Genomic DNA, 13,044 nt, shown 5'->3' with positions numbered 1-13,044 from the left:
CGCCTTGGAAAGCCTTCCCATACGATGACGTAACGCCCTGGCTGAGACGACTCGATATGCTGGTCATAACCGCATTTCCCGGCACCGAGCCAATAGCAAACGCCGAGTTGGCGCGAACCATTGGGGTATCACGGCAGACCACCGATGAGACGCTGCAGGTGCTAGCTCTACGAGGGATTGTTTCCCGAACTAAACGGCTGCAGAACGGTAGAACCGGTTGGCGTCTCAGCCCAATGGGAAATGAACTTTCAGGTCGACTTTCCGACGTCCTAAATGTGGCTCAGCAACACATGACGGATGGTCTTAGCCAAAACGAGATACTTGTTCTGCAAAGGGCATTGGAACGGTTTGTTGACAACCTTTCATCGCCGACCGAGACATCGACAAATGTCTCGGTTCGCTCGCGAAGCACCCCAAAGTAAGTCAACGCGCGGGTAGCCCCAACGCGTTGACACGGTCTGTCGTCAGAAGGAATGTCGCATGCCAACCATTGCGGCCATCTGCCCAACTCCGGGGTTAGGCGTCGTTCCGCCTCCGCCGCCACTGGACGAGTATCTGGCTTTCGCGCTATTGGCGATGTACGTCGCTTGAGCATAAACCGCCGTGCGAATGGACAGGGAATACGTCATGCGAATTGACCCCATTGTCGCCCTCGAATCGTGGTCAGGATTGATGATTCGGTACAACTCCCCATCAAATAGCCACGCGGCAGTCGGCTGATAAGAGAGGCCCGCGAAGTATAGGTTCGAATGCACATCGGGATACGCGCCGGAAGCAATTGTCACTCGCCGGTTCACCCAGCCGGCCCCGAATCGAAAGTTCCCGTGTCTACCGAAAACACCGACATGTGCACGTGCATCCTTGTCTGCGCTACTACTCAACGGAATCGTGTCGAGCCCATCAAAGAAATAGGCTGTCGCACCCGGACCACCACGCTGCTCGTCGTACGAGGCGGCAATCCCGTACCCTTGGCGCTCGTACTTCAACATCACAGTCCAATCGCGGCACTGCGTACTTTGCCCGGCTACCGACCCGGCACAAGTCCCTTGCCCCGGCGTATTTCCAGTGCCGGTTGAATCGCGGCCGAACGAATAGCTCGCACCGAAACTCAATTCACGATATGCCCCTTGATACGTAATCGTGTTGTCGGTCCGTGCATTTGGCAAGTAGGTATCCAGATTCCCCATGCCATACATGTCCGGGCCGAGAATCGTTGAGTTCGCCAGGGCAACATACGTCATGTTGTACTGTCGCCCGAAAGCCAGTGTTCCGTACTGCCCTTTAAGGCCAACGAAAGCCTGTCGTCCGAAAAGTCGACCACCTTGCGCCATGTCTCCGGCTCGCACGTTGAAGCCACTTTCAAGTGTGAAGATGGCGCTTGTACCGCCCCCAAGGTCCTCAGTTCCTCGAATCCCCCAACGGCTCGGAAACTCACCACCACCTGCCGGAATACGAACCACCGACTGCCCGTCCCCAATGTGATTCACATACTCGACCCCGCTGTCTATCAGGCCATACAGTTGCACATTCGATTGCGCAAAGACACTTGGTGCAACAAACGCAAGAGTTGCTGTTAGCGCTACTGCAGCGCTCGATTTCGAGCGGCCTAACGTCATCGGCATACTGGTTCTGCGGAAATGCATCGTTGTCTCCAATAGTTCTAATTGTTTTTGCGAGTTGTGGAAAAAAAGCGTGTGCGAGTCCTCCCCACTCAGCAATGAGTGGGGAAATCCTGCGCGTGAATTAGATTGCTAGCGAGGGCTAGGACAGCTCGCCGGTTGCGACACCTGAGGCGACAGGAGCCTTGGACGTGAGCTCAATGAGAAGGCAAAAGACGCCCGCCAGAGCGGTCGGAACTGCTGCGAGTTTCAGAACTTCAATTGCAGTCCACTGATTCGACATCAGGACACCAGCAATACTGGGCCCCAGAACGGCGCCCACTCGGCCGACCCCCATCGCCCACCCCGTCCCTGTGGCACGAACGGACGGTGCGTAAATCGCGGGCGCAAGTGCGTAGAGTCCGCCCAAGGACCCCGCGAGCAAGCCAAAGGCGAGCGCATTTACCGCAAGCTGTGAGGGATAGTCAGAACCTACGATAGAGACAGACAACATCAAGCCACCAGACAGGATGTACGTAATACCGATAACCCTGGATACCGGCACTTTTCCGATGAGCTTGGCCATAACGAGGGACAAAAACAGGTTGCCGAATTGCCCGACAATGGAACCCGCAACGGCCTGCTGCTGACTGAACCCCATCTGACGGAGCATCGTCGGCAACCAGTTCCCATAGAAGTACAGCGACAGCAGGCCGGAGAAGAATGCCGCCCAAAGGAGGAGCGTTTTTACCCCGGCGCCGTGACGAAAAAGTTCAGCCACCTTACCCCGTACCCCACTTTCGGACGCGCTCTCGCACTCATACACATCGGTTGAACGTGCAATGAAGTCGGGACGGATGCGCTCGAGAATCTTTCCTGCCGCAGCCCCCTTACCACTCTTCACAAGCTGTTCGAGCGATTCAGGGAGCCAAACAATCAGCACCGGCACAAACGCGAGCGTGAATACTCCGCCGACATAAAACAGCGCCTGCCAGCCCGAACCTGCCAACACGGTATTAACTGCGCCCCCAGACAAACACCCGACTGTGTAGCCACAGTAAAGGACCATGCTGACCGTGCCACGGATTCGCTTAGGACTGTAGTCAGCGGCCAGGGAGAGCGCGAGAGGCGTGCCACCACCGAGTCCAATACCAGCAATGAAGCGCCACAGAAGAAGGGTGTCGAGGTGGGATGCCCAAGCCGTCAGCAGCGTACCGATGCCAAATACCAAGCATGCGACAATCGTGGACGGGCGACGCCCCCACCGGTCGCCAAGTACTCCGAATGCCACGGCACCGATACACATACCAAGTACGCCAGCGGAGAACGCCAAGCCGAGCTGTTGCGGCGACAGTGCCAACTCCATTGCGATGTCACGGGCCACAAAGCCCATCGCCATCAAGTCAAAGCCGTCCAAAAAGAGTAGCAGCGCGCAAAGGGCCATTACTCGAAAGTGGAAGGCGTTGATGCGCTGCACTTCTTTGAGTGCGGTTATGTCAACTCTCACGTTTGTCTCCTAATATTCGCGCATGCCTGCGCACACAATTAATCATTGATTAACAAAGAAGACAACGAAACCGCCACTCACCGTAATCGCTAAACCTGCAAGACGTGCGCGCTCAGTCAGACTTGTTAATCAATGATTAACATTAATGATTATGTATTTACGATGGGCGCGTCAATCGGTAGACGACGAAATTGTCATAGGGACATTCACCAATGTGAATCATCGATACCAATTGGTGCGAGGGCATGGCACACATCGGCTAAGAAGCAAGATTCGTGAAGCGTATGGGCGCAAAAAAAGCCTCGCGATGAAGGGAGGCTGTGTTCTTTCAGCGAACTGTGGGTGCGCACGTCGACACTCTAGCGAGCGCTACGTCTCTATGGCGCTATGAAGCTTGGCTCAGCGGCAATTTACTCATTCACGGAAGCCTCCAGCCGCAAAGCGAATGAGTTGTTCTGCCATTTCAACCGTATCCCTACCGTCGAACTTCCCGCGAGACATTGCAAGCATACTTCGCTCGTGCGCACGGGTCGCAGTCAATGCAGAGCCAATGAGGAAAAATAGTCGCCAAACAAGTTCGTCGCGTGGCACGTTGGGCAGGCACGTCTCCATGAGCGACAGAAACGCGTCGTTCACCGCATCGTAAACGTCAGACATCATCTGGTTCGTCAACTCCGAATGCTCCCAGCCTAGACTCAGAGACAGGTCAGCGACGGGCGCACGATGGGACGCTTTCGGCCGCTCGAACATTGGCAAAACCCAAGCTCGAAGCACGTCCTCGACGCTAAATTCTATCTCGCTTTTCAGTCGCTCGAAATTCTGCATACGTGAGCGGTTCATCGGGGCTGCGACGCTTTCGTACACCACCTTGAAGAGACCGTCTTTTCCTCCAAAATGGTAGTTAATGAGCGCGGAGTTAACCTTGGCTCGAGACGCAATCTCCCGGATAGATACCCCCCCGAACCCCTTGCGGACAAAGAGGTACTCCGCTGCTGAAATCAGCTTTTCCTTTGAGTTGTTACTGTCGGATGTACCAGTCGTAGGTTCAGGCGAGGATTCGCCGACCTTTCTCTTCGTTTTGATTGTCTTCGTAAGCATCGGCACAGAATTCCGGAAAGCGGACACTCGTAGGCGAGTGTCATCATTTTACCTCCCTAAAGCGAACACGCTTCAGCAGATTTCAGTTTTCGCGAGTGGACGCTTCGCAGCGCAGTTCACTTGTGCCGAAGGCGAACGCCCAGAGAGCCCCAGCCTACTTCGCACACCGCCCCCCGGAGGTGTGCGAGTAATTGCCGAGGACACGCCCAACAGGTGACGACGCGTTAAATCACCGGCATAACCAAGTAAGACGGGTACTCAGGGCCGGTGTGAATGATGTGACGTCCCGCATTGACGCTTCGTTCGTGCGCGTAGTGCGCCAGGGCCTTATGCTTCGGAACCTCGCTACCCTGCACGACCAGCAAAAGCTTCTCCCCGGCCTCAAACCGAGTCCCCGAAGGAAGTATCTCGATACTCACTTTCGCAATCTCTCCCTTCGCCAACTTCATCGTTCGTTGGTGCGCGAGAACCGGCTGCTCAGGTGTACTTTTCTCGGCGTCGAGCTCTCGTTGAGACACCCTCAGCCATCCAAGTGCCACCTGTCCCTCATCGAACTGAGCACAGAACGGGAATGGGACAGGATTGCCATTCTCGTCTAACTTGTGAACTCCCACGAACAAATCCATGTCGTTTGAACCGTCGGCCTCAACAAACGCGTGCAAGGCCATGTTTCCGACAACGTCCGTACGCTCGGAGAACGTGAACGTAAACTCAGCGCGCGAAGGAACAGGACGCGAATCAACTGCGTCGTATGCGACTGCAGCGGTGTGCGAGGGCTCCTGGGTAGCGAGCGTGCCGTGCTGGCCGTCCAGGAACAGCTTCTTGTACTGAGTTGTCGCAGGAGGCCACGAGACGTCATTCTTCATATCACCAACGAAGAACTGCTCGCGAATTTCGTACCGAACGTTCGGCCAGTCTGAAATCTCGTTGTCGATGCCTTTGAGGAAACGGTCGAAGAACACCTTCGCTCTGGCAACATTCTCAGGCGCGTAATAGTGAGCCCACTTCTTTCGCCCATGGACTTCGAGCCACTTGTGAGTGGATTTGATTTTTTTGAAGCCCTCAAACGTGCCTCGGGTGTGCAGACCATGGTCCGTCCAACTGGCGACAACATATGCCGGCACACGAATAGCGGCGAGGTCAGCCGCCTTGGACTCCCAGAATGTATCGAAGTATGGGTGCGAGTCGGTCTCGGCCATGATGTCCTCGACCTCTGTGACGCTGTGCCCCCAACGGTTGGAGAGGTATTCCCAAAAGTTCGTATCGGGGATACCGCCGTGGTACACAACTTCGCGGTACGTATCCGACCATCCTTCCCATGGGTTGATGGCCGCGAGATGAGGAGGGTTAAGCGCTGCGACACGCCATTGGGAGACGGTCAGATACGAGACCCCAGAGAGGCCCACCTTGCCGTTACTCCACGGCTGCGTGCCCGCCCACTCGATGACGTCGTAGAAGTCCTGGTCCTCTTGCGCCGACATGTACGATGCTTTCCCCTCAGAGTACCAAGTGCCACGCGGGTTCACGTTTACAATCGCGTACCCATTCGGAACCCAGTAATCAGGATTAGGTGCTTCGAATCGCGCTCTCGGCGACAGGTCCTTCGGGTCAACCGCGCCGGGCAGGTACCGCTCAGGCTGGTTCGGGATGTGCTTACCATACGGGCCCCACGCAATAATGGGGGGAACGGGCTCTCCGTCAATCGGGCGCGCAACGTCGACATACATCACAACGCCATCGCGCAACCGCACAGGAACATCAATTTCCACGCGCATGCCCGCCTCGACGAACGTGCGGTATCGAGGAGGCTCGGCACCTTTCGACTCCGGTGTTCCGCGCGGCGGCCTGAACGTGAGTTCAACTCCATTGGTCGATTTTGCGTCTGCCATTACTGTCTCCTGGTTCTTCTGATAGTTCGGATGTGCTCTCTGCCAACGCTGTACGCCGCAGCACACAATCGGCAAATTATTAATCATCGATTAATTAATGCGAATGCTAACCTCTGCGCTCTCTCGCATCAAGCTGAGATTTTTCCCCTAGGCGTGGCACAGGCAAGTCGCGACGGCGAACTCTCCCGACTCGAAGCACCAAGAAACAGCCCGAAAACGACGAAAAATAGATAACAAATCAATTGCTTATCGAGAAAAGCCCATCATGTTTCCAGTAAAAAATCTCATGACCGGGGAAGTCTCGATAATCTAGGGGAAAATCCTGACACTCTTTTCAGCAGCCAAGGATTGATGTGGCCACGAGCTTAGTGCTAGCCTTTCGACGTTATAAATTAATCGTCGATTAATTTATTTGGATATGCCCAATCCGCTGGCCAAACCTGCGATAAGTTGCATATGCAACAAGCCCGTTGCCGCCGAATATGCACTCATGCAAACCCAAACTCGTTGCCCTTTCAACGCGCGAACACACAGGAGAAGCGGATGCAAAACGTCACACGCTTGAGCATCGGACTCGTCGCCAATTTGATTTGCAGTGGTCATAGGAGCGTTGAATGAAGCAACCTGCGGTAGTCACCGTTGGAAAGCCGCTGTCCGCGAGCGAGACCTTTCGTTACAGCAGGCACCTGCTTATTCCGGAGTTTGGAATGCAAGGCCAGCAGCGCCTGAAGACGAGCCGCGTGCTCATCATTGGAGCTGGCGGCCTCGGTTCGCCAATCATTCTTTACCTGGCGGCGGCAGGCGTTGGCACGCTCGGCATAGTCGACTTTGACGTCGTCGACGAATCCAATCTTCAGCGCCAAGTGCTATACGGCGTAGACGATGTAGGCAAGCCCAAGGCATCGTGCGCTGCACGTGCCGCGAAACGCATCAATCCAGAGATTCACGTCGAGGTCCACCCGATGCGCCTATCGAGCGAGAACATCTTGCCTCTGTTCTCCCAATACGATGTCATCGTTGACGGAACCGACAACTTCGCTACACGGTATCTAGTGAACGATGCATGCGTGCTCGCAGGCAAACCATACGTTTGGGGCTCCATATTCCGGTTCGAAGGGCAGGCGAGCGTTTTCTGGGAGTCGCCACCGCAAGGGCTTGGCGTCAATTACAGAGACTTGTATCCCGAACCTCCTCCGCCGGAACTAGCGCCATCTTGTGGCAAGGGAGGTGTGCTTGGCGTATTGTGCGGCGCCATCGGAACCATCATGGCTACGGAAGCGGTCAAGCTTCTGACCGGGCTTGGGGAAACGCTCTTGGGTCGCATCGCGATTTATGACGCGCTCGAGATGCAATATCGATTTCTCCCTCTCATGCGAGCACCGAATCGCGCCCTCGTCACCGAACTCATCGATTACCAGAGCTTCTGCGGCCTTACAAATTCCCACACGCCGGCATCGGACGTTGCGTCCATTACTCCAACCCAACTCAAGCAGTGGCTCGACGAAGGAACACCCGTGCAGATTGTGGATGTTCGAGAAAAGACTGAATGGGACATCGTACGCATCCCGGGCGCGAAACTTATTCCCAAAGATAGTTTACTGGCCGCCGAAACGCTGAGCATGTTGGACAGAGGGACCCCGCTTGTTCTCCACTGCAAGGCAGGAACCCGCTCAAAGGCAGCTGCTGCACTACTTCGAGACCAGGGATTCCACGACATTCGCAATCTCGACGGCGGCATCCTCGCGTGGATTAAAGACGTCGACCCCTCACTTCCGAAGTATTGACTCCCCGAATCGAGCCTACCAATGCTGACAATTAGTTCGGAGTTGATAGATGCGATGGTTCACCAAGCTCGCTGCGACTATCCAATAGAGACGTGCGGGCTGGTGACGCGTCATGCGCACACCCATGTCCACTCTCGCCTGGTTCGACTGACGAACGCCGCGGTATCAAGCGATGAGTTCCACGTCGCATCTTCTGAGCAGCTCGCTGTTTGGCGGGAAATGGAGTCCCGAGATGAAGAGGTCGCTGTGCTCTTCCACTCCCACACCGAGTCTCCGGCGTTTCCGAGCCGAGCCGACATAGACCGAGCTGGTGAGCCTGGCGCGCACTACTTAATCGTAGGTATCGGCCTGTCAGATACGGCCGAAGTCCGGAGCTTTCGAATCGTCAATGGGATAGTTGTCGAAGAGACGCTCCGAATTGTTCAAGCGTCCAAATAGACGCTCACATCATTACAACTTGAGGCGCTCAAAATGTCCATCAAGATTCAGGTTCCGGCATTACTTCGCGCGCTCACGCGTGATGAGAAGCAGATTGCCGCGCAAGGCAACAGCGTGAGGGAGGTTATCGAGCACGCTGAGAGCCAGTTCCCCGGGATAAAAGCGCGCCTTCTTGACGGCGACCAGATGCGTAAATTCATCAATGTCTACGTTAACGACCAAGACATAAGGTTCGCTAAGTCACTGGACACGCCTGTGCAGACCGGCGACGTCATCACTATCCTGCCGGCGGTTGCAGGTGGCTCGTCAGTCGGTGGTAATCGACACCACGCGGCAAATCAGGCATAGCACCACATGCGGACGAGAATCTTAGATGGCTTCGCATTGATACTGGAATCTTCGGGGGAGCCTTGGCATACCCCAATTATCAGTTCCCTCGACTATCAGGCGCGAGCACTCGGCATGTCGCTGACACGGTATGCCTCGCCGCTTCCCAGAGGTAGGCTCGCCGCAATTCTTGTTGGTCCGGCCGGTGAATCGTTGCTCTGCAACATCGGAGGCTGGGGCGACGAAGACGCACACAAAGGTTCCGAGCCTGTGTCGGAGCTGCTGATTCAGGCGGCATGTGGAATCACATCGATTCATGCGCGCGCACGAGGAGTCGCCTCCACACTAGGCGTCCCGTACGTTTCGACGTTAACGGCGACGCTTACGCTCCAAGGCCTTATCGCCGCAATGTACGGTCGTTTGCGAGGCTTGTCCACGACGGAAGTCCGCACGTCACTTGCTGCTTCCGCGCTTCTTAGCGTTGGTCAGTACGTGGCAGAGGACACCTGCGGTGCAGAGCGCCCACCAGGAGATGTGTGCGGTAACGGGGAAGCGCCCCCCTTCCATTCGAGGGACGGGATTCCGTTTGAAATCGAAGCAATCGACCCAACGACATGGCGGGACTTCTGGGCCGCGGCGGGCGCAAGTACTGATTGCGCGGCAGCGGCGTGGCCAGCTTTTGCTCAGCGCTACGCAACTGCCACGGCACGCATTCCGCAAGCATTGGTTGACTGCCTGGCGGAGGTTGATTTCGTCGAAATTGCTCTGATGGCACGCACTGCGAAGGTCGCCGTGGTGCAAATTCGAACACTTAAGCGCCGAGAACTAGACCCGGACGCCTCAGCATTCCGCGAACGCGGGCCTTGGGCGTTTTCTGGACCATTGCTCACCGAATCCCGCACCGCTCCAACCGGCAACCACCGATATTCGCGAGAAGTAGCTGAGGGAGACTCAAACCTCCCCCTCAAGGGGGCAAGAGTCGTCGAGTGCACCAGCCGCATACAAGGACCGTTGGCCGGCCATCTACTGAGCCTGCTAGGAGCCGAAGTCACCCGAATAGAGCCTCCAGGAGGAGACCCACTCAGATACAGCGGTCCACTCGTTGGCGACAAATCAGCCCGGTACGATGCGATAAATCGACTGAAGCGTACGGCTGAAATAGACATAAAGTCGCCCCAAGGACGGACCAGCCTGCTTGAGATTGTCGCTGCCTATGACGTGTTCCTTCACAACTGGGCGCCAGGAAAAGCGTCGGCAATGGCTTTGGACTTCAACGACCTGGCTGCGGTCAACGACAACCTGGTCTACGCATACGCCGGGGCATGGGGACTCGACACTCCAACTTCGGTGTTTGGGACAGATTTCACAGTGCAAGCCTTTTCCGGAGTTGCACATCGCATAGGCGACTCCTCAGGCTCAAGCGGCGGCTCGCTTTTCACAGTTCTGGACGTTCTTGGCGCCGCGATATCCGCGCAAGCAATCTGTGCAGCGTTGTTGGCTCGCGAGCTGACACCATCAGCTGTGCGAGTCGACACCTCGCTACTCGGCGCTGCCTCACTGCTCACACAGAGCGAGACCTGTAGGGACAAGTCCGCCTCAAACTCCCGCATCAAGGGCGTAAATAGTGATGAGTTCGTACTTCGCGCGAGCGACGGTTGGATTGCGATTGACTGCAGCATCGACGAACTAGGAACTAACCTCAACGTCGATGCCGAGTCAAATCTGCTCGAAGCTCTATCAGCTAAGGTAAGGGAGGCCAGTACAAGCGAGCTGTGCAGGCATTTCGAAAACGCGGGCATTCCTGCCATCACAGCGATTCAAGACCTGGCGGAGTTGTCAGAAAATCCCCGATTTCGTCTCCGGCTAGCTCAAGCGGAATACACACAAGTGACCTCTCCATGGAGCTTCCAATGAGCACTTCCGTGTTTGCTGACTTGGTACCAAAGCGGCTTCGCGAGCAATGGGCGGTCGCTGGAATATATCCGAACAAATCTGTCTTTGAGGTATTTCAATACCGCGCTACACAACACCCCAATCGCGTGGCCGTTATCTCAGATGGGCTGGAGACAACATATTCTGAGCTCCTAACCAGTTCACTCAAGTTGGCTGCGGGGCTGCGCAATGCTGGAATTGGCCTGGGCGATGTTGTCGCGTATCAGCTCCCCAACAGTTGGCGCTGTTGCGCCATAGATTTGGCAGTTGCAGCGCTCGGCGGGGTGACGCTTCCCCTTCCTGCCGGGCGAGGAAAACTGGACACCGAAGCCAGTCTGCGTCGCAGCGCCGCACGGGCATTAGTTGTTAGTGGAGAAGGTGATGGCAGTGCCTTCGATGAGGTCGATGCAATACGGCCCATGCTGCCATCCCTTGATTGCCGCATCGCTCTCGGAGGTTCGACGAGAAAGAATTGGCTTTCTCTCGAGCTGCTTTTTGAAACGCCGGCGCTCTCTAGTAACTGCCTACCGGTTGTATCAGCAGACGCCCCATTTCGGATAACCACGACATCAGGCACCGAATCCGAACCCAAACTGATTGCCTACTCGCACAACGCAATGCTAGGTGGCCGCGGTCGGTATCTGGAGCGCATCAATTGGGGCGCGGAAGAGTTCCGGTGTCTCTACCTCGTCTCTCTGGGGTCCGCTGCCGGGGCGAATGCAACCGCCGGAATCCTTAGTTGGCTCGGCGGCTCCATCGTCGTCATGAGAAAGTTTGACGTGCAGCTCGCGATTGCAACGATTGAAAAGTCGAAGCCATCTCACATTCTCGGAGTCCCAACCATGTTCCAACGAATGGCTGCGGAGTCGTCACTTCGGCAGACAAATCGAACGAGCCTGCGAGCACTAATCAGCGGCGGTGCCGGCATAAGTCCGGAGAGTATTTCTGGTTGCGCCGAGGCATTCGGCTGCTCGTTCCTCCCGTTCTATGGTTCTGCAGATGGCGTGATATGTCACGCCATGCAAACAGATAGCGCCGATGAGCCGGGGCATGTTGGGCGACCAGAACCGTCAATCTGCGAGATTCGGATTGTTGACGATAGCTCCATAACGTTGCCTGTTGGCGAGGTCGGGGAGATTTACGCGCGAGGCCCCATCACTCCAATGCAATACGTGAATGCCCCCGAACTGGACGCTCGGTACCGCGACGATGAAGGGTGGGTGAGAACCGGCGACATGGGCCGTATGAGCCAGGATGGCTATCTCTATCTGACTGGGCGGAAGAAGGACGTCATCATCCGTGGAGGCGCGAACATCAATCCCGCCCAAGTTGAACAGCTCGTAACTGGCATGCCTGGAGTTGTCGCTGCCGCTTGCGTCGCAGTGGATGACCGCGACCTTGGCCAGCGAATGTGCATGGTGCTCACTATTCGAGCGAACCATCGTCGCCCCAGTCTTGAGGATGTGGCCACGTACCTGCGAAATCGTGGCTTAGACAGTTACAAAATCCCCGAATATCTGCGCCTAGTTCGGGACCTGCCGATAGCCCCCACCGGAAAGGTCGATAAACGACGCCTTGCCGATGAGGTCGCATTCCTGGCGACTTAAACTCGGCTTACGGCATTTCGCTAGTACATGCTCACACATCCAATGACACATCCCCCACAAATCAACACTCCGCCGGCGAACAATCGTGCCACATGGGCTAAGGGAGACTTTGCCGTCATCGGGGTGACGTTCCAAATCATCGGAGAGCTTTTGGCCGAGGCGGTGGACATTAACCCCGACGAGCGCGTCCTCGATATAGCCGCAGGAAATGGAAATGCAACGCTTGCGGCCGCAAGGAGGCAAGCTACCGTCACGTCAACGGATATTGTTCCCGAGCTCCTTGACAAGGGGGCTGCACGCGCCACGGCAGAGGGCCTAAAAATCAAATTTGTTACGGCCGACGCGCAGCGCCTACCGTTTGAACGTCACGCCTTTGACGTTTGTCTCTCGACGTTCGGCGCGATGTTCGCACCTGACCACGAACTGGCTGCGGGTGAACTTTCACGGGTTCTGCGAAGTGGCGGCCGCGTTGGGCTGACAACGTGGACGCCGCAGGGGTTCGTCGGACAGATGTCCCGCCTGACCACAAGATATGTACCGCCTCCTGCGGGAGCTGCATCTCCGATGTTATGGGGAACAGAGGACCACATCCATCACCTGTTCGGGTCATACGCGTCGCAAATTTCCATTGAACGGAAGCTATTCAAGTTTCGCTACCGAAGTCCTGAACACTTCATCAACGTGTATCGAAGCTTCTTTGGGCCCACACAGCAGGTCTTCGAATCTCTAAGCGCATCCGAACAGTCGCAACTGACGAACGAACTGACAGAACTGTTGCGCAACTCGAATACAGGTGGAACCCAAGCGCTGGTTATCCCTGCGGAGTATCTCGAAATCGTCGCAATAAAGCGCTAGAGAAATAAC

At 56.0% G+C, this 13,044-nt stretch carries 10 protein-coding genes; 6 read left to right on the top strand and 4 right to left on the bottom strand.

Annotated elements, in window-relative coordinates:
* Positions 1 to 464 precede the first annotated feature (464 nt).
* The 4 genes from ABWO90_RS04020 to ABWO90_RS04005 form a co-directional block, all read right to left on the bottom strand.
* A complete protein-coding gene (locus ABWO90_RS04020) occupies positions 465 to 1,616 on the bottom strand; it encodes a porin (protein WP_502922537.1) in 1,152 nt (383 codons plus the stop codon).
* Between the two features lie 145 nt (positions 1,617 to 1,761).
* Positions 1,762 to 3,105 (bottom strand): MFS transporter, encoded by a 1,344-nt coding sequence (locus ABWO90_RS04015; RefSeq protein ID WP_353189903.1) that lies wholly within the window; start codon positions 3,103 to 3,105, stop codon positions 1,762 to 1,764.
* Between the two features lie 414 nt (positions 3,106 to 3,519).
* Positions 3,520 to 4,203 carry a TetR/AcrR family transcriptional regulator gene (locus ABWO90_RS04010; protein ID WP_353189902.1) on the bottom strand — a complete coding sequence of 228 codons (684 nt, stop codon included), beginning with the start codon at positions 4,201 to 4,203 and terminating at the stop codon, positions 3,520 to 3,522.
* A 224-nt stretch (positions 4,204 to 4,427) separates the two neighbouring features.
* On the bottom strand, positions 4,428 to 6,092 hold the full coding sequence (locus ABWO90_RS04005; RefSeq protein ID WP_353189901.1) for a CocE/NonD family hydrolase: 1,665 nt from the start codon (positions 6,090 to 6,092) through the stop codon (positions 4,428 to 4,430).
* Positions 6,093 to 6,706: 614 nt separating this feature from the next.
* Here ABWO90_RS04005 and moeB point away from each other — a divergent pair.
* From moeB to ABWO90_RS03975, 6 genes are read left to right on the top strand one after another with little or no spacing between them, the layout of a single operon-like run.
* Complete coding sequence (gene moeB / locus ABWO90_RS04000) at positions 6,707 to 7,876, top strand: molybdopterin-synthase adenylyltransferase MoeB (protein WP_353189900.1); 1,170 nt, start codon at positions 6,707 to 6,709, stop codon at positions 7,874 to 7,876.
* Positions 7,877 to 7,897: 21 nt separating this feature from the next.
* Positions 7,898 to 8,314: a M67 family metallopeptidase gene (locus ABWO90_RS03995; protein ID WP_353189899.1), complete on the top strand. Its 417-nt coding sequence runs from the start codon at positions 7,898 to 7,900 to the stop codon at positions 8,312 to 8,314.
* 33 nt (positions 8,315 to 8,347) lie between these two features.
* The gene (locus tag ABWO90_RS03990) at positions 8,348 to 8,662 is read left to right on the top strand and encodes a MoaD/ThiS family protein (protein WP_353189898.1); all 315 of its coding nucleotides are present in this window, start codon (positions 8,348 to 8,350) and stop codon (positions 8,660 to 8,662) included.
* Between the two features lie 6 nt (positions 8,663 to 8,668).
* A complete protein-coding gene (locus tag ABWO90_RS03985) occupies positions 8,669 to 10,555 on the top strand; it encodes a CoA transferase (protein ID WP_353189897.1) in 1,887 nt (628 codons plus the stop codon).
* Positions 10,552 to 12,180: a class I adenylate-forming enzyme family protein gene (locus ABWO90_RS03980; RefSeq protein ID WP_353189896.1), complete on the top strand. Its 1,629-nt coding sequence runs from the start codon at positions 10,552 to 10,554 to the stop codon at positions 12,178 to 12,180. The genes ABWO90_RS03985 and ABWO90_RS03980 overlap by 4 nt, the downstream gene beginning before the upstream one ends.
* Positions 12,181 to 12,222: 42 nt before the next feature.
* Positions 12,223 to 13,035: a class I SAM-dependent methyltransferase gene (locus ABWO90_RS03975; RefSeq protein ID WP_353189895.1), complete on the top strand. Its 813-nt coding sequence runs from the start codon at positions 12,223 to 12,225 to the stop codon at positions 13,033 to 13,035.
* Positions 13,036 to 13,044 lie beyond the last annotated feature (9 nt).

The organism is Pandoraea pnomenusa, assembly GCF_040391475.1.
Lineage (GTDB): Bacteria > Pseudomonadota > Gammaproteobacteria > Burkholderiales > Burkholderiaceae > Pandoraea > Pandoraea pnomenusa_C.
Note: the sequence above shows the minus strand (reverse complement) of the source record. Positions and strands in the feature narration are given on the sequence as shown.

Bases quoted from the DNA above. Each gene is read 5' to 3' on its own strand.
- ABWO90_RS04020 (WP_502922537.1), bottom strand. From the start codon at position 1,616: ATGACGTTAGGCCGCTCGAAATCGAGCGCTGCAGTAGCGCTAACAGCA.
- ABWO90_RS04010 (WP_353189902.1), bottom strand. From the start codon at position 4,203: ATGCTTACGAAGACAATCAAAACGAAGAGAAAGGTCGGCGAATCCTCG.
- ABWO90_RS04005 (WP_353189901.1), bottom strand. From the start codon at position 6,092: ATGGCAGACGCAAAATCGACCAATGGAGTTGAACTCACGTTCAGGCCG.
- moeB (WP_353189900.1), top strand. From the start codon at position 6,707: ATGAAGCAACCTGCGGTAGTCACCGTTGGAAAGCCGCTGTCCGCGAGC.
- ABWO90_RS03995 (WP_353189899.1), top strand. From the start codon at position 7,898: ATGCTGACAATTAGTTCGGAGTTGATAGATGCGATGGTTCACCAAGCT.
- ABWO90_RS03990 (WP_353189898.1), top strand. From the start codon at position 8,348: ATGTCCATCAAGATTCAGGTTCCGGCATTACTTCGCGCGCTCACGCGT.
- ABWO90_RS03985 (WP_353189897.1), top strand. From the start codon at position 8,669: ATGCGGACGAGAATCTTAGATGGCTTCGCATTGATACTGGAATCTTCG.
- ABWO90_RS03980 (WP_353189896.1), top strand. From the start codon at position 10,552: ATGAGCACTTCCGTGTTTGCTGACTTGGTACCAAAGCGGCTTCGCGAG.
- ABWO90_RS03975 (WP_353189895.1), top strand. From the start codon at position 12,223: ATGACACATCCCCCACAAATCAACACTCCGCCGGCGAACAATCGTGCC.